Source organism: Streptomyces sp. NPDC028308, assembly GCF_055565855.1.
Genome location: NZ_JBVHTO010000003.1, coordinates 303,200 through 326,160 on the forward strand (window position 1 = coordinate 303,200; position 22,961 = coordinate 326,160).

19 protein-coding genes and 1 pseudogene are annotated in these 22,961 nt (G+C 73.7%); 10 read left to right on the forward strand and 10 right to left on the reverse strand.

Annotation, left to right across the window (positions count from 1 at the left end; genetic code table 11):
• Positions 1 to 15: 15 nt before the first annotated feature.
• From ACZ4VA_RS08950 to zapE, 5 genes are all read right to left on the reverse strand, one after another.
• Entirely contained in the window at positions 16 to 846 is an 831-nt protein-coding gene (locus ACZ4VA_RS08950; protein ID WP_355794071.1) for a slipin family protein, read from the reverse strand.
• 137 nt (positions 847 to 983) lie between these two features.
• Positions 984 to 2,474, reverse strand: coding sequence for a SulP family inorganic anion transporter (locus ACZ4VA_RS08955; RefSeq protein WP_468080528.1), 1,491 nt, complete (start codon positions 2,472 to 2,474; stop codon positions 984 to 986).
• Positions 2,471 to 3,049 carry a carbonic anhydrase gene (locus ACZ4VA_RS08960; protein WP_356175658.1) on the reverse strand — a complete coding sequence of 193 codons (579 nt, stop codon included), beginning with the start codon at positions 3,047 to 3,049 and terminating at the stop codon, positions 2,471 to 2,473. The genes ACZ4VA_RS08955 and ACZ4VA_RS08960 overlap by 4 nt, the downstream gene beginning before the upstream one ends.
• Before the next feature lie 71 nt (positions 3,050 to 3,120).
• Positions 3,121 to 3,456 carry a hypothetical protein gene (locus tag ACZ4VA_RS08965; RefSeq protein WP_468080530.1) on the reverse strand — a complete coding sequence of 112 codons (336 nt, stop codon included), beginning with the start codon at positions 3,454 to 3,456 and terminating at the stop codon, positions 3,121 to 3,123.
• Between the two features lie 147 nt (positions 3,457 to 3,603).
• Positions 3,604 to 4,725 (reverse strand): cell division protein ZapE, encoded by a 1,122-nt coding sequence (zapE, locus tag ACZ4VA_RS08970; RefSeq protein ID WP_356175664.1) that lies wholly within the window; start codon positions 4,723 to 4,725, stop codon positions 3,604 to 3,606.
• A 37-nt stretch (positions 4,726 to 4,762) separates the two neighbouring features.
• Between zapE and ACZ4VA_RS08975 the strand changes: the two genes are divergently transcribed.
• The 7 genes from ACZ4VA_RS08975 to ACZ4VA_RS09005 all read left to right on the forward strand — a co-directional run bounded on the left by ACZ4VA_RS08975 (position 4,763) and on the right by ACZ4VA_RS09005 (position 11,347).
• Complete coding sequence (locus tag ACZ4VA_RS08975; RefSeq protein WP_468080532.1) at positions 4,763 to 5,566, forward strand: pyrimidine reductase family protein; 804 nt, start codon at positions 4,763 to 4,765, stop codon at positions 5,564 to 5,566.
• Between the two features lie 186 nt (positions 5,567 to 5,752).
• Positions 5,753 to 6,226: an indole-3-glycerol phosphate synthase gene (locus tag ACZ4VA_RS08980; protein WP_355787668.1), complete on the forward strand. Its 474-nt coding sequence runs from the start codon at positions 5,753 to 5,755 to the stop codon at positions 6,224 to 6,226.
• An 86-nt stretch (positions 6,227 to 6,312) separates the two neighbouring features.
• Positions 6,313 to 7,704 (forward strand): UDP-N-acetylmuramate--L-alanine ligase, encoded by a 1,392-nt coding sequence (gene murC, locus ACZ4VA_RS08985; RefSeq protein ID WP_356237777.1) that lies wholly within the window; start codon positions 6,313 to 6,315, stop codon positions 7,702 to 7,704.
• 28 nt (positions 7,705 to 7,732) lie between these two features.
• Entirely contained in the window at positions 7,733 to 8,140 is a 408-nt protein-coding gene (gene msrB, locus ACZ4VA_RS08990) for a peptide-methionine (R)-S-oxide reductase MsrB (RefSeq protein WP_355787674.1), read from the forward strand.
• 243 nt (positions 8,141 to 8,383) lie between these two features.
• Positions 8,384 to 9,184: a VOC family protein gene (locus ACZ4VA_RS08995; protein WP_468080535.1), complete on the forward strand. Its 801-nt coding sequence runs from the start codon at positions 8,384 to 8,386 to the stop codon at positions 9,182 to 9,184.
• A gap of 103 nt (positions 9,185 to 9,287) precedes the next feature.
• Positions 9,288 to 10,991: an ATP-binding protein gene (locus ACZ4VA_RS09000; RefSeq protein ID WP_468080537.1), complete on the forward strand. Its 1,704-nt coding sequence runs from the start codon at positions 9,288 to 9,290 to the stop codon at positions 10,989 to 10,991.
• Positions 10,988 to 11,347 (forward strand): DUF742 domain-containing protein, encoded by a 360-nt coding sequence (locus ACZ4VA_RS09005; protein ID WP_355794847.1) that lies wholly within the window; start codon positions 10,988 to 10,990, stop codon positions 11,345 to 11,347. Before ACZ4VA_RS09000 ends, ACZ4VA_RS09005 begins: the two co-directional genes overlap by 4 nt.
• Positions 11,348 to 11,350: 3 nt before the next feature.
• On the opposite strand, the gene ACZ4VA_RS09010 is transcribed toward ACZ4VA_RS09005, so the two are convergent.
• Both ACZ4VA_RS09010 and ACZ4VA_RS09015 read right to left on the reverse strand, forming a co-directional pair.
• The gene (locus ACZ4VA_RS09010; protein WP_356175673.1) at positions 11,351 to 12,607 is read right to left on the reverse strand and encodes a cytochrome P450 family protein; all 1,257 of its coding nucleotides are present in this window, start codon (positions 12,605 to 12,607) and stop codon (positions 11,351 to 11,353) included.
• 258 nt (positions 12,608 to 12,865) lie between these two features.
• The gene (locus ACZ4VA_RS09015; protein WP_468080540.1) at positions 12,866 to 13,816 is read right to left on the reverse strand and encodes a lytic polysaccharide monooxygenase; all 951 of its coding nucleotides are present in this window, start codon (positions 13,814 to 13,816) and stop codon (positions 12,866 to 12,868) included.
• Between the two features lie 420 nt (positions 13,817 to 14,236).
• Between ACZ4VA_RS09015 and ACZ4VA_RS09020 the strand changes: the two genes are divergently transcribed.
• Together ACZ4VA_RS09020 and ACZ4VA_RS09025 are read left to right on the forward strand one after the other, a co-directional pair.
• Complete coding sequence (locus ACZ4VA_RS09020; RefSeq protein ID WP_468080542.1) at positions 14,237 to 16,039, forward strand: S8 family serine peptidase; 1,803 nt, start codon at positions 14,237 to 14,239, stop codon at positions 16,037 to 16,039.
• A gap of 189 nt (positions 16,040 to 16,228) precedes the next feature.
• Positions 16,229 to 17,383 (forward strand): damage-control phosphatase ARMT1 family protein, encoded by a 1,155-nt coding sequence (locus ACZ4VA_RS09025; protein ID WP_468080544.1) that lies wholly within the window; start codon positions 16,229 to 16,231, stop codon positions 17,381 to 17,383.
• Between the two features lie 45 nt (positions 17,384 to 17,428).
• Here ACZ4VA_RS09025 and ACZ4VA_RS09030 read toward each other — a convergent pair whose 3' ends face one another.
• Positions 17,429 to 18,691, reverse strand: a complete 1,263-nt coding sequence (locus ACZ4VA_RS09030; protein WP_468080546.1) for a cytochrome P450 — start codon at positions 18,689 to 18,691, stop codon at positions 17,429 to 17,431.
• 146 nt (positions 18,692 to 18,837) lie between these two features.
• Positions 18,838 to 19,608, reverse strand: a pseudogene (locus tag ACZ4VA_RS09035) (alpha/beta fold hydrolase); the annotation flags it as partial.
• A gap of 257 nt (positions 19,609 to 19,865) precedes the next feature.
• Here ACZ4VA_RS09035 and cyc2 point away from each other — a divergent pair.
• Positions 19,866 to 22,046 carry a germacradienol/geosmin synthase Cyc2 gene (gene cyc2, locus ACZ4VA_RS09040; RefSeq protein ID WP_356175687.1) on the forward strand — a complete coding sequence of 727 codons (2,181 nt, stop codon included), beginning with the start codon at positions 19,866 to 19,868 and terminating at the stop codon, positions 22,044 to 22,046.
• 61 nt (positions 22,047 to 22,107) lie between these two features.
• On the opposite strand, the gene ACZ4VA_RS09045 is transcribed toward cyc2, so the two are convergent.
• A complete protein-coding gene (locus ACZ4VA_RS09045) occupies positions 22,108 to 22,959 on the reverse strand; it encodes a CTP synthase C-terminal region-related (seleno)protein (protein WP_356175690.1) in 852 nt (283 codons plus the stop codon).
• Between the last annotated feature and the right edge of the window lie 2 nt (positions 22,960 to 22,961).

Here is a 22,961-nt window from a genome sequence, read left to right on the forward strand (position 1 = left end):
CGCGCGTAGCACGTGTCACTCGTCGGTCACCGGAGGCCTCGTGGCCGGCGGGGGCTGCGCGGCGGGGTCCTGGGGTGCCGGGTACTGGTTCTGGGCGCGTTCGAGGAAGCGCAGGAGTTCGACGGGGAAGGGCAGGACGAGGGTGGAGTTCTTCTCGGCGGCGACGGCCACCACGGTCTGCAGGAGGCGCAGTTGGAGGGCGGCGGGCTGCTCGGACATGACACCGGCGGCTTCCGCGAGTTTCTTGGACGCCTGGAGTTCGGCGTCGGCGTTGATGATGCGGGCGCGGCGTTCGCGGTCGGCCTCGGCCTGGCGGGCCATGGAGCGTTTCATGGTCTCGGGCAGTGAGACGTCCTTGATCTCGACGCGGTCGATCTGCACGCCCCAGCCGATGGAGGGGCTGTCGATCATCAGCTCCAGTCCCTGGTTGAGCTTTTCGCGGTTGGACAGCAGGTCGTCCAGGTCGCTCTTGCCGATGATGGAGCGCAGGGAGGTCTGAGCCATCTGGGAGACCGCGAAGCGGTAGTCCTCGACCTGGACGACCGCGTCGGCGGCGTCGACGACCTTGAAGTAGATGACGGCGTCCACCCGGACCGTGACGTTGTCCCGGGTGATGCCGTCCTGCGCGGGCACCGGCATCGTCACGATCTGCATGTTCACCTTGCGTATCCGGTCGATCACGGGGATCACCGCGGTGAAGCCGGGCCCGCGTACCCCGCCGGTCAGCCGGCCCAGGCGGAAGACGACCCCGCGCTCGTACTGCTTGACGATCCGCGCCGCCGCCGAGAGGTACACGAGCGTGGCGCCGCCGACCGCCGCACCGGCGACGAGAAGTTCCTCTAGCACGACGACCCCCTTCGATCCGCCCGACATGCCTGGAAAGTCCACTTTACGCCGCCGGGTCGGCGGTACCGGGGCCGCGCAACGAAGGGCCGGGTCCGCCGCGAGGGCGGACCCGGCCGGGGCAGTGCGCGAGGGGCCGGTCAGGGCACCGGGGTGACCTTCACGGGCTCGGTGCCGGTCGTGCTGTGCCGGGACGCCCAGTTCTCCAGCGCGACCCGGCAGGCGTGGTCGAGATGGTGCAGCCCGGACAGGTTCACCTCGACCGGGCGGTCCTGGGGCAGCGCCTCCAGACTGTCGAGTATCTTCGGCAGCCGAAGGAAGGTCGCGTTGCCCGAGAGGTGGGCCTGGACGGGTCCGGCGCCCTTGTCTATGACCTCCAGCCGCACGTGCGAGGCCTCCCAGGCCGTCTTCACGACGGCCAGCGCGAGGCCGATCAGGACGCCCTCGAACATGCTGACGGCGACGATGGACACGGCGGTGACGACGAGGATCAGCGCCTCGCCGCGGTGCTCCCGCCACAGCTCCGCGATCGCCCGCAGCGGGATCAGGTTCCAGCCCGCGTACACCAGGATGCCCGCGAGGGCGGGCAGCGGGATGATCCCGAGCGCCGCGGGCAGCAGCGCGGCGAACAGCAGCAGCCAGACGCCGTGCAGCACCCGGGACGCCTTGGTCCGCGCCCCCGCCTGCACGTTCGCCGCGCTGCGGACGATCACCGCGGTCATCGGCAGCGCGCCGAGCAGCCCGCAGACGGTGTTGCCCGCGCCCTGCGCCACCAGTTCCCTGTCGTACTGGGTCCGCGGACCGTCGTGCAGCCGGTCCACGGCCGCCGCGCTGAACAGGCTCTCCGCCGAGGCGATCAGCACGAAGGCGAGGACCGTGCCGAGCAGGCCCACGCTCGCCAGCTCGCCGTAGGCCTCCAGGGGCGGGGGCTGCAGCGAGCCCAGCAGCCCCCGCACCTCGACCGTGGCGACCGGCAGGGAGAACACCAGCGCGGTGAGGGTGGCCAGCACGACCGCGCCGAGCGGACCCGGCACCGCCCGTACCCGCTTCGGCAGCCGCTTCCACAGCACGAGGACGGCGACGGTGCCCGCGCCGAGGGCGAGCGACGCCAGCGCCTCGGGATTCCCCGCGGCCCCGGCGAGCGCCCCCGGCAGACCGGTGATCTTGTCCAGCCCCGAGGCGGGCGCGGTCAGTCCCGCCGCCGAGTACAGCTGGCCCGCGATCAGCACGAGACCGATGCCGGCGAGCATGCCCTCGACGACGGCCACCGAGATGGCCCGGAAGTAGCGGCCCAGCCTCAGGACGCCCATGAGGAGTTGCAGCAGGCCCGTGGCCAGCACGATCACACCGAGGGCCGGCAGCCCGAACTCCCGCACCGCCTCGAAGACCAGCACCGTCAGCCCGGCCGCCGGCCCCGAAACCTGGAGGCTGCTGCCGCGCATCGTGCCGGTGACGACACCGCCCACGATGCCGGTGACCAGGCCGAGTTCGGCCGGCACCCCGGAGGCGACGGCGACGCCCACGCACAGCGGGAGGGCGACGAGGAAGACGACGACCGAGGCGGCGAAGTCCTGCCGCAGATGAGGGAAGCGCGCCGGACGCGACCGCGCCGGCTCCGTCGCGGCGCTCACAGCGCCTCGAAGGTGTCGGTGTCCGGGCGGTGCTCCCGTACGACGCCGGTGTGCACCTCGTAGAACCAGGCGTGCAGGCGCAGCCGACCGTCCGTCAGCCTGTCGGCCACGCACGGGTACGAGCGCAGCCGCAGCAGCTGGGTCAGGACGTGGCTCTGCACCGCCTCGGCCACGGCGGGGTCCCCGGCAGCGCCCCTGGGGCGCTCGCTCGCGTGCGCCAGCCAGTCGCGCACGGCGGGCACGGCGGTCAGGTCGTCGCCGCGCACCAGCGCGCCGACCGCGCCGCAGTGCGAGTGACCGCAGACGACGACGTCGGTGACGCCGAGCACGTTCACGGCGTACTCGATGGTGGCCGCCTCGCCGGTGGGGCGGGCGGAGGTGTACGGGGGGACGATGTTGCCCGCGGTGCGCAGCTCGAAGAGCTCGCCCGGACGGGCGCCGGTGATCAGTGCCGGGACGACCCGGGAGTCCGAACAGGTGATGAACAGGGCCTGCGGGGACTGGCCCGCGGCCAGCCGGGCGAAGTCCTGCGGGCGCTGTCCGTGCGCACGGGCGTGATCGATGAGGGGCTGCATGTCGGTTCCTCCTGGCGCGCCTCGACGGCGCGTCGGCTGACAGAACGTGGTGTGGGGGGTCACGGCCCCTGTCAGCAGCGGAAGACCTGGAGTGTCGCGGGGGAGGGCGCGGCCGAGGATCTCGGCGCGTGCGCGTGCGGGCCGGTGCGTACCGGCGGCGGGCACGGGAACGTGCGGCGGTCCGGCGCGGTGCGTGGGGGCACCCCGGGAGTCCGGTCCTCGGCGCGGCCCCGGTCGCGCGCGGCGGCCGGCGGCGCCGCCTTCTGCGGCTCCTCGGTCTCCCCGCACGAGACGACCTCGCTCGTGTGTACGGAAGCGAACGCCTCGGCGGACGCGAGGAGCTGGAGCACCAGCAGAACGGCGGCGAGGGCGGACAGCAGCGCCCGGACCGTCGTACCTCGTGTCATGCGCCCCCCTCCCGCACCGCCTCCCGCACGTCAACCGGCACGCTAGCGCGGCAAGTTGTTTGCTGGGTTAACTTAACGTTGCACCCTGAAGAGGGCCTGAAACGGGCGGTGGGGGCAGGTGGCGGGATACTGCCTACAAAAGACGTTTTACGTTCGGTCGGCGTCCGAATTCCCGTCCCGCACCAGGGGTCCGGCGTCCCGGGCGAGGGCGGTGAGCCGGGAGATCGCGCGGAAGTACTTCTTGCGGTAGCCGCCGTTCAGCATCTCCTCGCTGAAGAGCCGGTCGAAGGGCATTCCGGAGGCGAGGACCGGCACCTCGCGGTCGTAGAGCCGGTCGGCCAGCACGACGAGCCGCAGCGCCGTCGACTGGTCCGGCACCGGCCGCACATCGGTGAGGCAGACGGCCGCGAGGCCGTCGGTCAGCGCGCCGTACCGGCTCGGGTGGACGCGTGCGAGGTGCTCCAGCAGGTGCGGGAAGTCGTCGAGGGACGCCCCCTCGGTGGCGTACGCGGTCTTCGTGACCTGCTCGTCGGAGAACGGCGCGGGCGCCTCGGGCAGCCCGCGGTGGCGGTAGTCCTCGCCGTCGATGCGCAGCGGACGGAAGTGCGCGGACAGGCCCTGGATCTCCCGCAGGAAGTCGGCGGCGGCGAACCGGCCCTCACCGAGCTTGCCCGGCAGCGTGTTCGAGGTGGCGGCGAGCGCCACACCCGCGTCGACCAGCTTGCCCAGCAGCGTGGAGACCAGGACGGTGTCGCCCGGGTCGTCCAGCTCGAACTCGTCGATGCACAGCAGCCGGTGGCCGGAGAGCGTCTGCACGGTCTTCTGGAAACCGAGCGCGCCGACCAGGTTCGTCAGCTCGACGAAGGTGCCGAACGCCTTGAGGGCGGGCTCGGCCGGGGTCGCGTGCCACAGGGAGGCCAGCAGGTGGGTCTTGCCGACGCCGTACCCGCCGTCCAGGTAGACACCGCGTGGCCCGGTGGGGGCCTTCGGCGCCCGGCCGAGGCCGAACAGCCTGCGCCGGCCCGAGGCGGCGCCGTGCGCCGCGCCGAGACCGGCGGCGAAGTCGCCGAGGACGCGCACAGCCTCGGTCTGGCTCGGCTGGTTCGGGTCCGGGATGTACGTATCGAAGCGGACCGAGTCGAAGCGGGGCGGCGGCACCATCTCGGCCACGAGCCGGTCCGCGGGGACGTGCGGCTCGCGGGCGCACAGGGACTGCGGAGCCGCTTCGGCTATCGGGCTGAGGCCATGGGCGGCGGGGGAGGACGACACGGTTCCCCACTCTAAGGGCCGTGCCACACTGCACGACATGCGACGCCTGTTCCCTGTGACCGAAGAAACAGCAGCCCAGGCCTCGGGCGGGGCCCCCGGGGCGGACGTGACGGACCGGGACTGGAGTCTCGGGGAGCTGGCGCGGGCGTACGCCTACCCCGACGTCCGCGGGCCGTGGCTGCGCGCCAACATGGTGTCCACGCTCGACGGCGCCGCCCAGCACGAGGGACGCTCGCAGCCCATCTCCTGCGCCGCCGACATGCGGATCTTCGGCACGCTGCGCGCCCTCGCGGACGTGATCGTGGTGGGGGCCGAGACGGTACGCCAGGAGGGGTACCGCCCGGCACGCGCGCGGGAGGACTTCGCCGCGCTGCGGGAGGCGGCCGGACAGGGGCCCGCGCCGGCCATCGCGGTGGTGAGCGCCCGTCTCGACCTGGACTTCTCGCTGCCGCTCTTCGCCTCGCCGCTGGTGCCCACGCTCGTGCTGACGGGGGCCGCTGCGCCCGCCGACCGGATCACCGCCGCCGGGAAGGCCGGCGCGGAGGTGGTGATCGCCGGGGACGGCGCGGGCGTCGATCCGGTGCGCGCCGTGGCCGCCCTAGCCGAGCGCGGGATGAACCGGCTGCTGACCGAGGGCGGGCCCCGCCTGCTGGGGCAGCTGATCGCCGCCGGGGTCCTGGACGAGCTGTGCCTCACCCTCTCCCCGATGCTGACGGCGGGCGGCGCGCAGCGGATCGCCTCGGGCCCGCCGGTGGAGGTCCCCAGGCGCTTCGAACTCGCGTCGCTGCTGGAGGAGGCCGGGTTCCTGTTCAGCCGATACCGTCGGCAGCACACAGGGTGACGGAATGTGTCGTTCCGGTTGGCTTCCGCCGGGCACACTGGATCTCCGCGGTACCCGTGCGGTTACGGGGCAGGATGGTTTCCGCAGGGTCGTGGGACGACCCGTGCGCGAGACGCAGCAGAAGGGGCCGTGCGGCCCCGCAGGAGACAGGGCCAAGACGGCCCTCGGAGGAGAAGGGCGCCTGTCGTGTTCACAAGCGTATTGATGATCGAGAAGGCCCTGACGTCCGCCGACGTGGAGTTCGTCACCACCCTGCACGGCGACGAGGCGGTTTCCTTCCACGTCCTGCTCCAGCCCCGCGGCGACCAGGCCGACCGGCTGCTGCGGGCCATCGACGACGTCGCCCTGGGCGAGCTGGACGAGGCGGTCCGCGAGGACGAGACGCCCGAGGGCGCGGACGCGGCCGGGCAGGGACAGCAGGCGCTCGACATCTCCCTGGTCGCCCTGCGCGCGGCCGGCAGCGAGGCGGCGGGCCGTCTCATCGAGGACCATCCCCTGGACGCGCTCAAGGGACTGGTCGACGAGATCGACGCCGACGAGGTCATCGTGCTCACGGACCCGCACTACGTGGAGGAGTTCTTCCACCGCGACTGGGCCTCCCGGGCCCGGCACAAGGTGGGTGTCCCGGTGCTGAAACTGTTCTCGCACAGCAAGGCATAGGCTGGGCCCGCGCAGCCGCCGGGGCTTCCGCCCCCGCTGCCGTCCTGTCGCTCGTCGTCACACCGCACCGCTTGGGGAGAACACGCATGGCACCCGGCCTTCCTACCGCCATGGACCGACCGCACTTCATCGGGATCGGCGGAGCCGGGATGTCGGGCATCGCGAAGATCCTCGCCCAGCGCGGGGCCGCGGTGGCCGGCAGCGACGCCAAGGACTCCGCGACCGCCGAGGCCCTGCGCGCCCTCGGCGCGACGGTGCACATCGGGCACGCGGCCGGCCATCTCGCCCCCGACGCCACCTGCGTCGTCGTCTCCTCGGCGATCCGCGCGGACAACCCGGAGCTGGCCCGCGCGGCGGAACTCGGCATCCCGGTGGTCCACCGCTCGGACGCCCTGGCCCGGCTGATGGACGGCCTGCGCCCGATCGCGGTGGCGGGCACCCACGGCAAGACGACGACCACCTCCATGCTTGCGGTGTCGCTGTCCTCGCTCGGGCTGGCCCCCTCCTACGCCATCGGCGGTGACCTGGACGCCCCCGGTTCCAACGCCCTGCACGGCGAGGGCGACATCTTCGTCGCCGAGGCCGACGAGTCGGACCGCAGCTTCCACAAGTACGCCCCCGAAGTGGCGATCGTCCTCAACGTGGAACTCGACCACCACGCCAACTACGCCTCGATGGACGAGATCTACGCGTCCTTCGAGACGTTCGTGGAGCGCGTCACCGAGGGCGGCACCCTGGTGATCTCCTCGGACCACGAGGGCGCCCGCGAGCTGACCCGCCGCGTGCGGACGCGTGACGTGCGCGTGGTCACGTACGGCGAGGCCGCCGACGCGGACGTGCGGGTCGTCTCGGTCGTCGCCCAGGGGCTCAGGAGCGAGGTCACCGTCGAGCTGGACGGCGAGACCCTCACCTTCGCCGTCTCCGTGCCCGGCCGGCACTACGCGCACAACGCGGTCGCGGCCCTCGCGGCGGGCGTGGCCCTCGGCATCCCGGCCGCAGAGCTCGCCCCGGCCCTCGCCTCCTACACCGGCGTCAAGCGCCGCCTCCAGCTCAAGGGCGAGGAGGGCGGCGTCCAGGTCATCGACTCCTACGCGCACCACCCGACCGAGATGACGGCGGACCTGGAGGCCATGCGCGCGGCGGCCGGCGACTCCCGCATCCTCGTCGTCTTCCAGCCGCACCTCTTCTCCCGCACCCAGGAGCTCGGCAAGGAGATGGGCGACGCGCTGGCCCTCGCCGACGCCTCCGTGGTCCTCGACATCTACCCGGCCCGCGAGGACCCGATCCCGGGCGTCACCAGCACGCTGATCATCGAGGCGGCCCGCGCCGCCGGCGCCGACGTGACCCCGGTCCACGACAAGGCGGAGGTGCCCTCCGTGGTCGCGGGAATGGCGAAGCCCGGTGATCTCGTTCTCACCATGGGCGCGGGGGACGTCACGGATCTCGGCCCCGAGATCCTGGCGCGCCTGTCCAGGTAGGCACAGCGTTTTTGAGGGGTTGAGCTTCATGTCCTACGACATCGAAAAGCCGGACGAGCAGTGGCGCGCGGAGCTGACTCCTGCCGAGTACACCGTCCTGCGCAAGGCGGGCACCGAGCCCGCGTTCACCGGTGAGTACACCGACACCAAGACCAAGGGCGTCTACTCCTGTCGCGCCTGCGGCGCCGAACTCTTCACCTCCGGTGAGAAGTTCGAGTCGCACTGCGGCTGGCCGAGCTTCTTCGACCCGAAGGACACCGATGCGGTCGAACTGATCGAGGACCGCTCGCACGGGATGCTCCGCACCGAGGTCAGGTGTGCCCGCTGCGGATCACACCTCGGTCACGTCTTCGAGGGCGAGGGCTACCCGACGCCCACCGACCAGCGCTACTGCATCAACTCGATCTCGCTGCGGCTGACTCCCGACGAGGCGTGACCCGGGTCGTGCCCACACGGCGTCACGGCCGGAAGAACCCCAGCTCAGGGCCGTGACGTCGAGCACCGGGGACCCGCCTGGGTGACCTACGGTGCGTTCGGCGCCGCGCCGGGAGATGCTGGATCCCGACCAGCGCGGAGCAGACGCGGCAGAGGCCGTCCGGCCGCCGGGCGGGCACCGTGTCCGGAGCGGATCCGGACCCGGCCCGCACACGGCGGGCGGCGCGACCGGGACGGTACGGGGATGAACAGCGACAGAACTCTGCACGGCGAGGTGCTCTCCAGTCACTCGGTGTTCGGTGCGCCCTGCTGGGTCAGCCTGAGCGCACGTGACCTCCGGGCCGCCGAGGCCTTCTACAGCGCCGTGCTCGGCTGGGAGTGGAGCCAGGGCGGGCTCGGCGACCAGTTCCGCGTCGCACGGGCGGCCGGAGTGCCGGTGGCCGGCGCCGCCGAGGTCGCCACCGCGTGGCAGATGGCGGTCTCCTGGACGCCGTACTTCGCGGTGACCGACGCGGACGCCGCCGTGTCCCGCAGCCAGGAACGCGGCGGGACGACCGCCGTGGGCCCCATCGCCTTCCCGCCCGGCCGGGCCGCCCTCCTCGCCGACCGGGACGGAGCCGTCTTCGGCGTCTGGGAGGGCGCGCTGGTGGCCGGCTGGGAGCACTGGCGCCAGGCCGCCCCCGCCTTCGTGCGCCTGCACACCCGCGACGCCTTCGACGCCGCGATGTTCTACGGCGAGGTCCTTCAGTGGGCGTCCGCCGGCCCCGGCGGCTGCGAGGTCCACTACGACGGGGACGAGGTCGTCCTGACCAGCGGGGAACTCGTGGTGGCCCGGATCTACTCCGGAGCGCTCGGCGCCGCGCCCGACCCCGCCCTGCGACCGCACTGGCAGATCCACTTCGCCGTCACCGACGTGGAGGCCTGCGCCAGGGCCGCCCTCGCCCACGGGGGCAGCGTCCTCGCCCGCGGACAGGACGTGGACGAGGCCCTCCTCAGCGACCCCGACGGGGCACGCTTCACGGTGACCTCGCGCGCGGCCCCCTGACACCCGCCCCGCCCGCGGTGAGCAGCCCGGCGCTCCCTTACGTAGGTGAGGGTGCCGCACCGAGCACGGTCACGGCACCTCACGGCGGCGCGGAGGGGGACCCATGCCCGCTTGGACACCCGACGCGGCGTGCGGGCTCCTGGCCGCCGGGCTCCTGACCCTGACCTTCCTCCTCGTACGCCTGCGCCGGGCCGCCGCCCACCACCGCGACCGCGCCGCCCGGCTCGCGGAGCGCCTGCGGGCCTGGGAGGAAGAGGTACGGCACCTGGTCGCGGTGCGCCTGCCGGGGCCCGAGGCCCTGTCGGAGGCCCGGGGACGTCCCCGGCCCGCCCCGGCCGACGGGACCGCACCTTCCGGTCCGACCCCGCCTCCCGGCCCCGCCCGCCCCTTCGTGGACACCGGGCCCCTCGACGCGCGCCTCGCCGGCACCGGTCTCGCGGCCTGCCTCGACAGCGTGCTGGAGCGGTTCACCGCCGCGCTCGGACAGGCCGGGGCGCGCGCGGACGGCGGCGCCCGTGCCGTCCTCGGGGAGGCGGCGCGCGCACTCCTCGACCTCGCCGACGAGCAGCAGGCCGCCATCGCCGCGATGCAGCACCGGTACGACGACCCGGACGTCCTCGGCGACCTGCTCGGCATCGACCACGCCAACGCCCGCCTCGCCCGCCGCGCCGGTGCCCTGGCCGTGCTCGGCGGGTCCGCGCCCGAGCGGCGGCGGGACCCCGCCGCGCTCACCGACGTCGTGCGCGGCGCGGCCTCCCGCATCCGCGACTACCGCCGGATACGCGTCGGCGGGGCGTCGGACGTGACGGTGACCGGACCGGTCGTGGACCCGCTGGTCCTCGCCGTCGCCGAACTGCTGGACAACGCCGCCCGCCACTCGCCGCCCGGCACGACGGTCGAGGCCGGAGTCCGTGCCGTCCCCGGCGGAGCCTGCGTCGTCATCGACGACGCCGGGTCCGGCCTGGACGACGAGGCGGCGCAGTACGCCGCCGAACTGCTCGCCGGGTTCCGTCCCGTGGACCTCACCCGCCTCGGCGATCCGCCCCGCTTCGGTTTCGCCGTCGTCGGCACGCTCGCCGCCCGGCACGGTCTCGCGGTCTCCGTGGACACCCGCTCCCCCTACGGCGGCCTGCGCGCCGTCGTCCTCCTGCCGCCGGCCCTCCTCGAACCCCCGGCGACCGGGACGGGCGACGCCGGTGCGGCGGGGACGGAAGGCGGCGCGGCGGGGGGCCTGCCGAGACGGCGGCGGCGTACGCGGCGGGGAGATCAGGGGGAGGGAAGCGGGAGGGGAGCGAGGGTTGCGGACGTCGGGTCGGTGCCGGGGGTCGGAACCGGCAGGGGCCCCGGAGGCGCGGGGAACGGGCTGGCGGAGGGGGCTGCGGACACCGGGAGCACGGTGGGGATTCAGAACACGTCGGGCGTCGAGAGCACCGGGGGTGACGGCGAGGTGGAGGACGGCCGGAGCGCGTCGGGGGCGGGGAAAGCCGGGGAGGCAGGGCGGGACAGAGGTGCCCGGGCTGCCGGGGAGGCGGGATCGGCTCGGGAAGGGGAACGGGCGGACGCCGCCGACGCCGACGACGACGCCGTGCGCGCCGCCGAGCGGAACGCCCTGCGGATGAACGCCTTCGCGAGCGGACTCCGCCGAGGCCGGGCCGAGACGGCCACCGCGACCGGGGCGGACGTGTCCGGGGCCACCGCGACCGGGGTCAGCGCGTCCGCGGGGCCGGAGTCGGCGACGGAGTCCGCCGGCGAGCCGACGGCCGAGCCTCCGCCCGACTCGGTGTCCGGCTCCGGTGGTGCGGTATGACGGCCCCGCGGCCGCCGGGGGACCGGCTGGTGCGGGTGTACGTCGTCACCGGGGGGCGGGCCCGGCCCACCCGCAACACCCTCGACGCGGACACGCTGCTGGTCGGCGTCGACGATCCCCCGCGAGTTCCCCTGAGCCCGGAGGAACGCGAACTAGTCGGGCTGCTCCGGGCGGGGCCGCTGTCGGTCGCGGAGGCGGCCGGGGAGCTGGAACTGCCGGTCAGCGTCACGAAGGTGCTGGTCGCCGACCTCGTGGACGGCGGCCACCTCGTCACCCGGGCGCCCGTCCCCGCCGCCCGGCCGCCCGACCCACAGGTGCTCCAGGAGGTCCTGGACGCACTCCGTGCCCGCCGGTGATGCCTAGCGCGTCCGCCCGGACAGCCGTACGGGAAGGGAGCGGTGGCCGTTGGAGATGAACGAGTCCACCGGGAGCAACTCGTCCGGGGAGACGGCGAGTTCGAGGTCGGGGAAGCGCTCGAAGAGGGCCGGGAGCGCGATCCTGGCCTCCAGGCGGCCCAGCGGCGCTCCGAGGCAGTGGTGCACGCCGTGCCCGAAGGCGAGGTGCTCCTTGTCGAGGCGGGTCACGTCGAAGCGGCCGGCGTCGGGACCGTACTGCTCGGGACTGCGCCCCGCGGCGGCGTAGGCGGCGAGGATGGCCTCGCCCTTGCCGATCACCGTGCCCTGCGGGCCCCCGAGTTCACCGAGGTCGAGGTCCTCCACGGCGTAGCGCAGGGGCAGGTTGGCGACCGGTGCCTCCGCGCGCAGGGTCTCCTCGACGACGTCGTCCCAGGAGGCGCGGCCGGCGCGGACGTGCGCGAGCTGCTCGGGATGGGTCAGCAGGGCGTGGACGGCGTTGTCGATGAGGTTGACCGTGGTCTCGTGCCCCGCGCTGATCATCAGGACCAGGGTGTCGAGCAGTTCCTGTTCGCTGAGTCTGCCGCCGTCCTCGTCGTCGCGCGCCGCGATGAGACCGGAGGTCAGGTCGTCGCCCGGGAACTCCCGCTTGTCGGCGACGAGTTCGGCCATGACGGCGTAGAGCCGGGCGTAGTTGCCGGTGACCTCCTCCGGTTCCGCGGAGGTGTGGAAGATGCTGTCGACCAGTTCCCGCAGGTCCGCGCTCCGCTTCTCCGGGAGCCCGAACAGCTCGCTGATCACCTGGATCGGCAGCGGGTAGCAGAACTCCTCCCGCAGATCGACGGGTTCGCCCCCGCGCCCGGCCGCGTGGAGCCGGTCGAGGAGGTCGCCGGTGAGCTGCTCGATACGGGGCCGCAGCGCCGCCGTACGACGGGCCGTGAACGCCTTGGACACGAGGAGCCGCAGCCGCCGGTGGTCGCCGCCGTACGCGGTGAACATGTTCCGCACCGCGACCCACGTGAACAGCGGCCATTCCGGCGAGATCGCGCCGTCGATCCACAGTGGCCAGTGCTGTCGCGGGTCCTTGGAGACCCGCGGGTCGGTCAGCAGCCTGCGCAGCAGCGCGGGGCTGCCGACGGCCCACGCCGGTACGCCGCCGGGCAGTTCGACGCGGGCCGCCGCGCCTCTGGCGAGGACCTGTGCCGCCTCGCCGTGGATGTCACGGCCGGTCGCGTCGATCGGTAAAGGGAGCGGGTGTCCCATCGCAGCCTCCAGGCACTCGAACGCCGTTACGCCTGGGCACGGTACGCGGCCGTGCCCGGGCCGCACCGGCGCTTCAGCGGGCCTGGCCGAATGCCGACGCGGACGTCCTCGCGCGGGGCGGGGACGTCAGCCCGGACGGCAGCGGCCGGCAGTTCACGAAGTACTCCGGCTCTCCCCTGTGCTTCGTCGGCGGGTTCTTCACCGCCCGCTACGCGCCCGTCCGGGACGCCGGCCAGGCGGGCAGCCCGCTGGTGTTCGTCAACTGACCCGGCCCCGGCGGCGCCGCCTGCTCAGCGCGACGCCCGCGGTGAGCAGGAGCACCCCGGCGCCGCCGGCGACCAGCGGCAGGGTCGCCGGACCGCCGGCGGTGCTGTCCGCGACGGGCTCGGAGCGGTCGGCCGCGGCGTCCCCGGCGGGCGTCGTGGCCTCGGCGGGTGCCGGGGCCGCCTCGGTCGTGGGCGGCGCCTTCGAGGGTTCGGGCGTCTTCGCGGGAGCGGGCTTCGCGGCCCTGGTCGGCTCCGCCGAGGCGCCCGCGCCTGCCGCCCCCGTGTCCTTCGCGGCGCCGTTCGCCGCCCGCGCGAACACCACGTCCGAGCACGAGTAGTACGTGTCCGCGGTGCTGGAGTTCTGCCAGACGGTGAACAGCACGTGGCGGCCCGACCGGTCGGCGGGGAGCTTCGCCGCGATGCGGTAGGCGCCCTTGACCAGGGACGGGTCGGTGGCCGTCGCGAACGGCCGCGTGGGCAGGTCGGACCAGGTCAGGGGCTTCGCCGGGTCGTACCCCGGCTTCGTCAGGTACAGCCGGAACGTGCCCGTGTGCGGGATCGTCGAGCTGTAGGCGAGGGTCAGCGGGGCGCCCGCCGTGAGACGGGTGGCGGGCCAGTCGGCGCGCGCGAGGTCGAGGCCCCGGTAGGCGGGCAGACCGCCGCTGCACAGCCGCCCGTCGGGGATCACCTGGCGGTCCCTGCCGTTGACGCCGGCGACCCGCAGGTTGTCCCAGGCGGTGAACGGGGCGCCGTTCGCCGCGATCGCCGCCCGGCAGGCCGCGGACCCGGCCCGGCTCCCGCCCTCGGGCGAGCAGGCCACGACCCGGCTGACCGGATCGGTCGGCGCGCCGTGGGCCCGCGCCGGACCCGCGGCGAGGGGCGTCAGCAGGAGGGGGAGCGCCACGGCGACGGCGGCCGCGGCGGCGGTGCGATGTGCGGTCATCCGGTGGGGCTCCTCGGGCTGTCGCGAAGGGGGCCGTTCCCCGTGCAGTACGCGCGATCCGCGCCGCGTGTTCATCGAGGCGGCGGCCCGCGCGCGGACGGGCGCCAAGTCGGGTTCCGGCCAACGGGGTTGACGCCCGGACACGAGAGCGGGGGCAAAGCGGGGCCTTCCGGTGATCGGGGCCGAAGCGGCCCGCCCGCGAGGGTCTTTTCCGGCCAGATCGAGGGTTTCCCCTGTATCCGCCTCACCAGCCGTTTCCCTATCGTTCGGGCACAGCCGACCCACAGGTAACCCCCACGTGGGCCCGCTCGCGTACGGCCGGCCGCCGCGCACGTCTCGATTCACCCCCCGCCGCTTCGAGGACGAAGCGAATCGACCGCTGCTCCGCGCTGCCCGGAGCCGGCCACGAAAGGCAAGCCCTTGCGTACGTCCCCCTCCCGCACCGCCGGACGGAAGCTGATATCCGTCGCCGCGGTGTCCGCCGCACTGCTGGCCGCGACGGCCACCTCGGCCGCCGTCGCCCAGACCCCCGCCGCCCGGGCGGAGACCGCCACCCCCGCCAAAGACGCCGCGGCCACCCCCGCCGAGCGCCTGATCGTCGGCTACAAGTCCGGCGCCGCCGAGGCGAGATCCGACAAGGCCGCCTCCGCCGACGCCGAGGCGAAGGGCAAGGAGGCCGGGGAGGACCTCGACTTCCGCCGCCGCCTCGGCACCGGCGCCGCCCTCGTCGACCTCGGCGAACGGCTCGGCCGCGCCGACGTCGCCGACGTCATGGCCGAATACCGCGCCGACCCGCAGGTCGCCTACGTCGTCCCGGACCGGCTCAACACCCCGCAGGCCGACCCGAACGACACCGAGTACGGCAAGCAGTGGGACCTCTTCGAGGCCACCGCGGGCATGAACGTCCCCGGTGCCTGGTCCACCTCGACCGGCAGCGGCGTGACCGTCGCCGTCATCGACACCGGCTACGTCACGCACTCCGACCTCGCCGCCAACATCGTCGCCGGGTACGACTTCATCTCCGACCCCGCGGTCTCGGTCGACGGCGACGGACGCGACGCCGACCCGGCCGACCCGGGCGACTGGTACGCCACCGACGCGTGCGGAGCGGGCACGGGGGCCGGCAACTCCTCCTGGCACGGCACCCACGTGGCCGGCACCATCGCGGCGGTCACGGGCAACGGCAAGGGCGTCGCCGGCATCGCGTACGGGGCGAAGATCTCGCCGCTGCGGGTCCTCGGCAAGTGCGGCGGCTACGACTCCGACATCATCGACGCCATCACCTGGGCGTCCGGCGGCACCGTCGCCGGCGTCCCCGCCAACACCAACGTCGCCAAGGTCGTCAACATGAGCCTCGGCGGCGCGGGCGCCTGCACCTCCGCCACCCAGAGCGCCATCACCGCCGCCGTGAACCGCGGGACGACCGTGGTCGTGGCCGCCGGCAACGAGAACTCCAACACCTCCGGCTTCTCCCCGTCGAGTTGCGGCAACGTCGTCAACGTCGCCGCGACCAACCGGACCGGCTCCCGCGCCTCGTACTCCAACTACGGCACGCTCGTGGACATCTCGGCGCCCGGCGGCCAGACCAGCACCGGGACCGCGGGCGGCATCCTGTCCACGCTGAACTCCGGCACGAAGACACCCGGCACCGAGTCGTACGCCTACTACCAGGGCACCAGCATGGCCACGCCCCACATCGCGGGCCTGGTCGCGCTCATGAAGTCGGCGAACCCCTCGCTCACGCCGGCCCAGATCGAGTCCGCGCTCAAGGCCAACGCCCGTGCCCTGCCCGGCACCTGCTCGGGCGGCTGCGGCGCCGGTCTCGCCGACGCGACCAGGACCGTGCAGGCGGTGAGCGGCACCGGCGGTTCGACCGGCACCACCTTCACCAGCACCTCGCCCCTCGCCGTCCCGGACGCGGGCTCCGCCGTCGAGTCGCCGATCACCGTCAGCGGCCGCAGCGGCAACGCGCCGTCCACTCTCAAGGTCGGGGTCGACATCACCCACACCTACCGCGGCGACCTCGTCGTCGACCTGATCGCCCCGGACGGCTCGGCGTACCGCCTGAAGTCCTCCAGCGGCTCGGACTCCGCCGACAACGTGAACACCACGTACACCGTCGACGCGTCGAGCGAGGGCGCCAACGGCACGTGGAAGCTGCGCGTGCAGGACGTCGCCGCGCAGGACACCGGCACGCTCAACAGCTGGAAGCTGACCTTCTGACCGCTGCCCTCACGGACGGGAGGCCGGCCGGCGCGAACGGGCGCCGGCCGGCCGGCCCTGCCCCGGTCCCGGAACCGCACCCCGGATCCGATGCGGATGCCCGGCCGGGCGCCCCGGGGCGCCCGGCCCGGAACGCTACTGTGCCTCCCGAGGCCCCGCCCCCGCCCCGGCCCGGAGGAACGCACCACCATGTCCGACGCCCCCGTGATCGTCAGCAGCGACCCGCGCTCCTTCCCGCACAGCGTGCTGGCCGAGCGGCACCCCGCCCTCATCCGCAAGGTGCGGGAGGCCTTCCCCCACGGGCCGGAGGAGCGGCGGGCACTCGACGCACTGCTCCGGAGCGCCACCGAGGGCGTCGTGGAACCGCTCGCGCCGGGCGCCGCGGACCGGGCCCAGTGGGACGACTGGGGCTTGCGAGCCCACGCCGGCCGCTCCTGGTTCGACGTCCCCTTCCTCTGGGCGGAGAGCTACTTCTACCGCCGACTCCTCGACGCCGTGGGCTACTTCGGTCCCGGAGCGTGGCAAGGCGTCGACCCCTTCCGCCCCTTCAAGCTCGCCGAACTCGACACCCCCGAGGCCGACGCCGAACTCGCCGCGCTCGACGAGCTGTCCTCCCTGTCGGCCGAGGACCAGGCGCAGTCCCTCCTGCACGGCTCGCTCTGGGGCAACCGCGCAGACCTGGGCTTCCGTCTCTCCGACGCGGGTGACCCGTCCGGCGACAGCCAACTCGTCGCCGACGACAGCGCGTTGCTCCGGTCGCTGCCGGCCGGGGGCACCGTGTGCGTCGTCGCGGACAACGCGGGCCGGGAGCTGATCCCCGACCTGCTCCTCGTCGACCACCTGCTGCGCCACGGCCGCGCGGACCGGGCCGTGCTGCACCTGAAGCCGTACCCGTACTACGTCTCCGACGCCACGACCGCCGACCTGCTCGACGCCCTGCGCCGGCTGACCGGGGCACGTGGGGCCGCCGCCGAGTCGGGACGGCGCCTGTGGTCCGCGCTGACCGACGGGCGCCTCGTGATCCGCGCCCACCCCTTCTCCTGCGCCCCGCTGCCGTACGCCGACATGCCCGACGACCTCGCCGACGAGTTCGCGCGGGCCGACCTGACCATCCTCAAGGGCGACCTCAACTACCGCCGCCTGGTGGGTGACCGGCTGTGGCCGCCCACCACCTCCTTCGCCGCGGCCACGGCGTACTTCCCCGGCCCGGTCGCCGCCCTGCGCACCCTGAAGTCCGACGTCGTCGTCGGCCTCGACGCGTCGGCCGAGTCCGATCTCGTCGCCGCCGAGGGGCAGCGCTGGCGGACGAGCGGCACGCACGCGTTGATCCAGGCCAGGCCCTGACCGGACCCCGTCGGCCCAGCCGGTTCCGGGGTCGGGCGCGGGTGCTCACATCAACCGCAACGGCAGGGACTTGACCCCGTTGATGAAGTTGGACACGAGCCGGACGGGCGGCCCGGCGACCCGGAGCTCGGGCACCGCCCGCAGCGTCTCCTCGTACAGCACGCGCAGCTGAAGCCGTGCGAAGTGGGCGCCGAGACAGACGTGTGGACCGTCCCCGAACGAGACGTGCGGGTTCGGGTCCCGGCCCGGGTCCAGGCGGTGCGGTTCGGTGAAGACCCGCTCGTCGTGATTGGCGGAGGCGTGGAAGACGACCACCTTGTCGCCCGCGAGGACACGCTGCCCGGCCAGCGTCACGTCGGAGACCGCGGTACGCCGGAAACTGAGGACCGGAGGATGCATGCGCAGCAACTCCTCCATGGTGAGCCGGAGTTCGTGTCGACCGGCGCGCAGGCCCTCGTACACCCGGGGGTGTTCCGCGAGCGCTCCGAGGCCCCCGGGCGCGGCGCTGCGCACGGTGTCGTTGCCCGCGACCGTGAGCAGGAAGAAGAACATCTCCAGCTCGGGGACGGTGAGTTCGGGGTCGGCGGCGAGGGTGGACATGACGTCGTCGGCCGGATTGCGCCGCTTGTGGGCGGCCAGGTCCCGGGCGTACGCGAACATGTCCCGCAGCGCGCCGGGGGAACGCGGGTTCACCGGTCTGCCCCGTGCGTCGAGCAGCTGTTCGCCCGCCTCCTCCGGGTCCTGGTAACCGATGACCCGCCGCGTCCAGTGCAGCAACAGCCCCCGGTCGCCCGCGGGTACGCCGAGCAGGTCCGCGAGGTTCAGCAGGGCGTAGTCGTCGGTGACCGCGGCGACCACGTCGCAGGTGCCGTCACCCGCGCGGGCCGTCTCGAGCGCGCCCGCGAGCAGTGTGCGCGCCCGCTCGCGTGCCGACGCCTCGAAGCGGTCCGTGCGGCGCGGCGTGAACGCACGGCTGACCAGTCGCCGGAGCCTGCCGTGCTCCGGCGGGTCCTGGTTGAGCATCATGCGGCGGATGAACGGCAGGTCGGCCGGGTCCGGGTCGCGGATCTGGGTCGCCCCGAGACACGAGGAGAAGACCGCAGCGTCCTTCAGCACCCGGACGACGTCCGCGTGCCGGGTCACCGCCCAGAACCCCGGCCCGGCGGGCCACCCCAGCACCTCGGGCTCGGCCTGCCGGGCGACCGGGTGGTGATCGCGCAGGACGCGGTAGGCGGCGTGGGGGACCCCGACGCCGTACCGCCGCGGATCGAAGACGTCGGGGACCTGCGGCGCCTCCCGCACGCTCACACGGACTCGCCCTCGGCCGCGAGACGGTGCCCGCCCTCGCTGGCGGGACGGGGCACGCCTCCTTCCGGCGGCCGGGTCGCGGCGCCGGACACGACCCCGGTCCCGCTCCCCTCCACCCGGGCCGTGCCCGTGTCGCCGCCCGTGCCCGCGCCGTCCTCGCGCAGGAACCCCTCGGCCACGGCGAGCAGGTCGAGCGGTGACTCGTCCATCGCGTAGTGCCCTGCCGAGGCCAGTTCGTGGTGCGAGCCGTGCGGATACCAGCCCATCCAGGTCTGCGCCATCAGCGCCGCCGACAGGGCGGGGTCCAGCGCGCCCGTCACGGCCAGCGCCGGCACCGTCGCGCCCTGGACCTCGGCGTGGAAGTCCTCCCCGGCCCACGAGTCCAGCCACGCACGGAACGCTTTCGCGTCGCTCACCGCGAACGAACGTGCCACCATCCGGTCGAGCCAGGCCGCGGGGCGCCGGCTCCCGGTCGTGAAGTCGATGATGGCGCGCCGGTTGTCCGCGCTGTGCGCCGCGTCCGCGAACAGGTCCCACTGCTCCCCGGGCAGCGGCAGCCCCGAGGCAGGCACCGGCGAGACCCCGACGATCCGGCGCAGCCGCCACGGCGCCAGGGCCAGCAGCCGCTGCGCGACGCTGCCGCCCATCGAGTGCCCGACGACGGAGAACCGCTCCCAGCCGAGGCGGTCGGCGAGGTCCACCAGGTCCGCGGCTGCCTCGGCGGTCGTGTACGCGCCCGCCGCGTCCCGGGCCGCGCCGTAGCCGCGCAGGTCCACCAGCGCGTACTGGAACGCCGTGCGGTCGAGGTCCGCGAGCACCGGCGCGTACGCGCTCCGGTCGGCGAACCAGCCGTGCACCGCGAACACCTTGTGGGCGCCGTCGCCGTGCAGTTCATGGGGCAGCACGAAGGAGGTCATGGCCATACGGTGGCCCGCGCGCCGCTGCCGGACAAGGGCGCGCACGCGAGCGCACGCGGACCGGCGGCGCGTGCCCCCTGCCCGGAGTCCGGCCGTACGCCGAGCGCTCAGGGCATGCGGGGACCCGGCGTTGCGGCTGGCGGGCGGGGGAGCCTCCGGAGTTCCCGGCGCGGGCCTGTTCGGCTCCGATTCACGCGATGGTGTGATCATGTCCGGGCCCGGGGATGCCCCAGCGAGGGCGTGGGTAGGGCCCGGCCATGACGCAGCCGTTCGAACTCCCGCACTTCTACATGCCGTACGCCGCGCGGCTCAATCCGCACGTCGACGAGGCCCGCGCCCACACGACCGAGTGGGCGCGCGGCATGGGCATGCTGGAGGGCTCCGGCATCTGGGAGCAGTCCGACCTGGACGCGCACGACTACGGGCTGTTGTGCGCCTACACCCACCCCGACTGCGACGGGCCCGCGCTCTCGCTCATCACCGACTGGTACGTGTGGGTCTTCTTCTTCGACGACCACTTCCTGGAGACCTTCAAACGCAGTCAGGACCGCGAGGGCGGCAAGGCGTACCTGGACCGGCTGCCGCTGTTCATGCCCCTCGACCTCGCCACCCCCGTACCGGAGCCGGAGAACCCGGTGGAGGCGGGCCTCGCCGACCTGTGGGCGCGCACGGTCCCGTCGATGTCCCTGGACTGGCGCAGGCGGTTCGCCGTCTCCACGGAGCATCTTCTGAACGAGTCGCTCTGGGAACTGTCGAACATCAACGAGGGCCGCGTCGCCAACCCCGTCGAGTACATCGAGATGCGCCGCAAGGTGGGCGGCGCCCCCTGGTCGGCGGGCCTCGTGGAGTACGCGACCGCCGAAGTACCCGCCCGCGTCGCCGGGTCGCGGCCGCTGCGGGTCCTCATGGAGACGTTCTCCGACGGTGTGCACCTGCGCAACGACCTCTTCTCCTACCAGCGGGAGGTCGAGGAGGAGGGCGAGCTCAGCAACGGCGTCCTCGTCCTGGAGACCTTCTTCGGCTGCACGACGCAGGAGGCCGCCGAGATCGTCAACGACGTGCTCACCTCACGGCTGCACCAGTTCGAGCACACGGCGCTCACCGAGGTGCCCGCGGTCGCCGTGGAACAGGGGCTCGCCCCGGACGAGGTCGCCGCCGTCGCCGCGTACACACGCGGACTCCAGGACTGGCAGTCGGGCGGCCACGAGTGGCACCTGCGCTCCAGCCGGTACATGAACGAGGGCGCCCTCGCGACCGACCCCTACGGCGCCTCCGGCCCCGGCACCTCCGCCGCCGACGTCGGCGCCCTGCTGTCCGGCGCCGGGGCGGAGCGGCTGCGCTCGTTCACCCACGTCCCCTACCAGAAGGTCGGCCCGTCGCAACTGCCCGACTTCCACATGCCCTTCCAGGTGCGGCTCAGCCCCCACCTCGACGGGGCGCGCCGCCGTATCGCCGACTGGGCGCACGCGACGGGCATCCTGCGCGAGGGCGTCTGGGACGAGGACAAACTCGCCGCGTACGACCTGCCGTTGTGTGCCGCCGGCATCCATCCGGACGCCACCGAGGAGGGCCTCGACCTGGCCTCCCAGTGGCTCGCCTGGGGCACCTACGGCGACGACTACTACCCCCTCGTCTTCGGCCACCGCCGCGACCTCGCGACGGCCAGGGTGTGCACCGCGCGCCTCTCCGCCTGCATGCCCGTGGACGGCGAGGAGCCCCTCGTCCCCACCAACGGCATGGAGCGCGGACTCGTCGACCTGTGGACGCGGACGACGGCCGGGATGACCCCGGAGGCGCGGCGCACCCTGAAGTCCGCCGTCGACGTGATGACGGAGAGCTGGCTGTGGGAGCTGGCCAACCAGATCCAGAACCGCATCCCGGACCCGGTCGACTACCTGGAGATGCGCCGCGCCACCTTCGGCTCCGAGCTGACCATGAACCTGTGCCGGCTCGGCCACGGCCCGCAGGTCCCCCCGGAGGTCTACCGCAGCGGCCCGGTCCGCTCGCTGGAGAACGCGGCGATGGACTACGCGATGCTGCTCAACGACGTCTTCTCGTACCAGAAGGAGATCGAGTACGAGGGCGAGGTGCACAACGGCATCCTCGTCGTGCAGAACTTCTTCGGCTGCGACTACCCGACCGCACTCGGCGTCGTCCACGACCTGATGACCCAGCGCATGGAGCAGTTCCAGCACGTCGCCGCCCACGAACTGCCCATCCTGTACGACGACTTCAAGCTCTCCGAGGAAGCCCGCGACATCATGCGCGGCTACGTGACGGACCTGGAGAACTGGCTGGCGGGCATCCTGAAGTGGCACCAGGACTGCCGCCGCTACGGCGCCGCGGACCTGGCCCGCCGCGCCCACGGCTTCGTCCCCGACCAAGTGCCCGCCCTGCCGTTCACCTGGGGGGCGCCCGCGGTGCCGATCTCCGTTTGAGCCACGGGAGGGTCGGGGTTCCCGGGCGCCTCGCCGGGGGCGCCGGGGTGTGCTCGGCCGGTCAGGCGGACCGACCGGCCCGGGTGACCGTCGCCGCGTGCGTCACGGCGGCTCGCGCCAGTGCCCGGACGATCGGGTGCGGCTGCGAGCCGTCGCCCGCGAGTTCCGGCTGGAAGAGGGTGGCCAGGAAGAAGGGATGGCCGGGAAGTTCGGCCACCCGTACGTTCCCGTCCTCGTCGTGCCCGCTGAACCGCAGGCCGTGCGCGCGCAGGGTGTCGAGGTGGCGGGAGGGGCCGTACGCGCAGAAGTACCGCTCCACCGTCCTCCCCGAACCGATCAGGGAGTGCGCGAGTGATCCCGCCTCCACGGTGACGGCCGCCTCGTGGCCCACCAGCGAGCAGGCGAGCGGCTCGATGAGGAAGTCGTCGGCACCGGGGTCGTTCTCGGCGTGGGCGACCCGGGTGAGCCCACAGACGTCGCGGGCGAACTCCAGCAGAGCGTGCTGGAACCCGCCGCACGTGCCGAGGAACGGAATGCCCTCCTCGCGGGCGGTCCGGACCGCGGCGAGGACCCCCGCCTCACTGCGGTAGGGGCTGCCGGGCACCACCCACACCGCGTCGAAACCGCTGACGGCTCCCGGCAGTTCGGCGTCCTCGGACGAGATCCAGTAGGCGTCCAGGACCAGCCGGTCGCGGTCGGCCAGGGCGTCCAGGAGCAGCGGCAGGCGGGTGTGCGAGACGACGTTCCGGGAGCGGTCGCCCACGAGCGCGATCCGGGCGGTCGGAGCGGTCGGAGCGGCCGAGGGCGACCCGGCGGTCGGAGCGGGTGAAGTGGGCGGGGCGAGCGGAGCGGAGGGGACCTGCCGAGTGGACGACGCGGGCGGGTGCGGGTGGCTGGCTGCGGGGTTCGTCATGC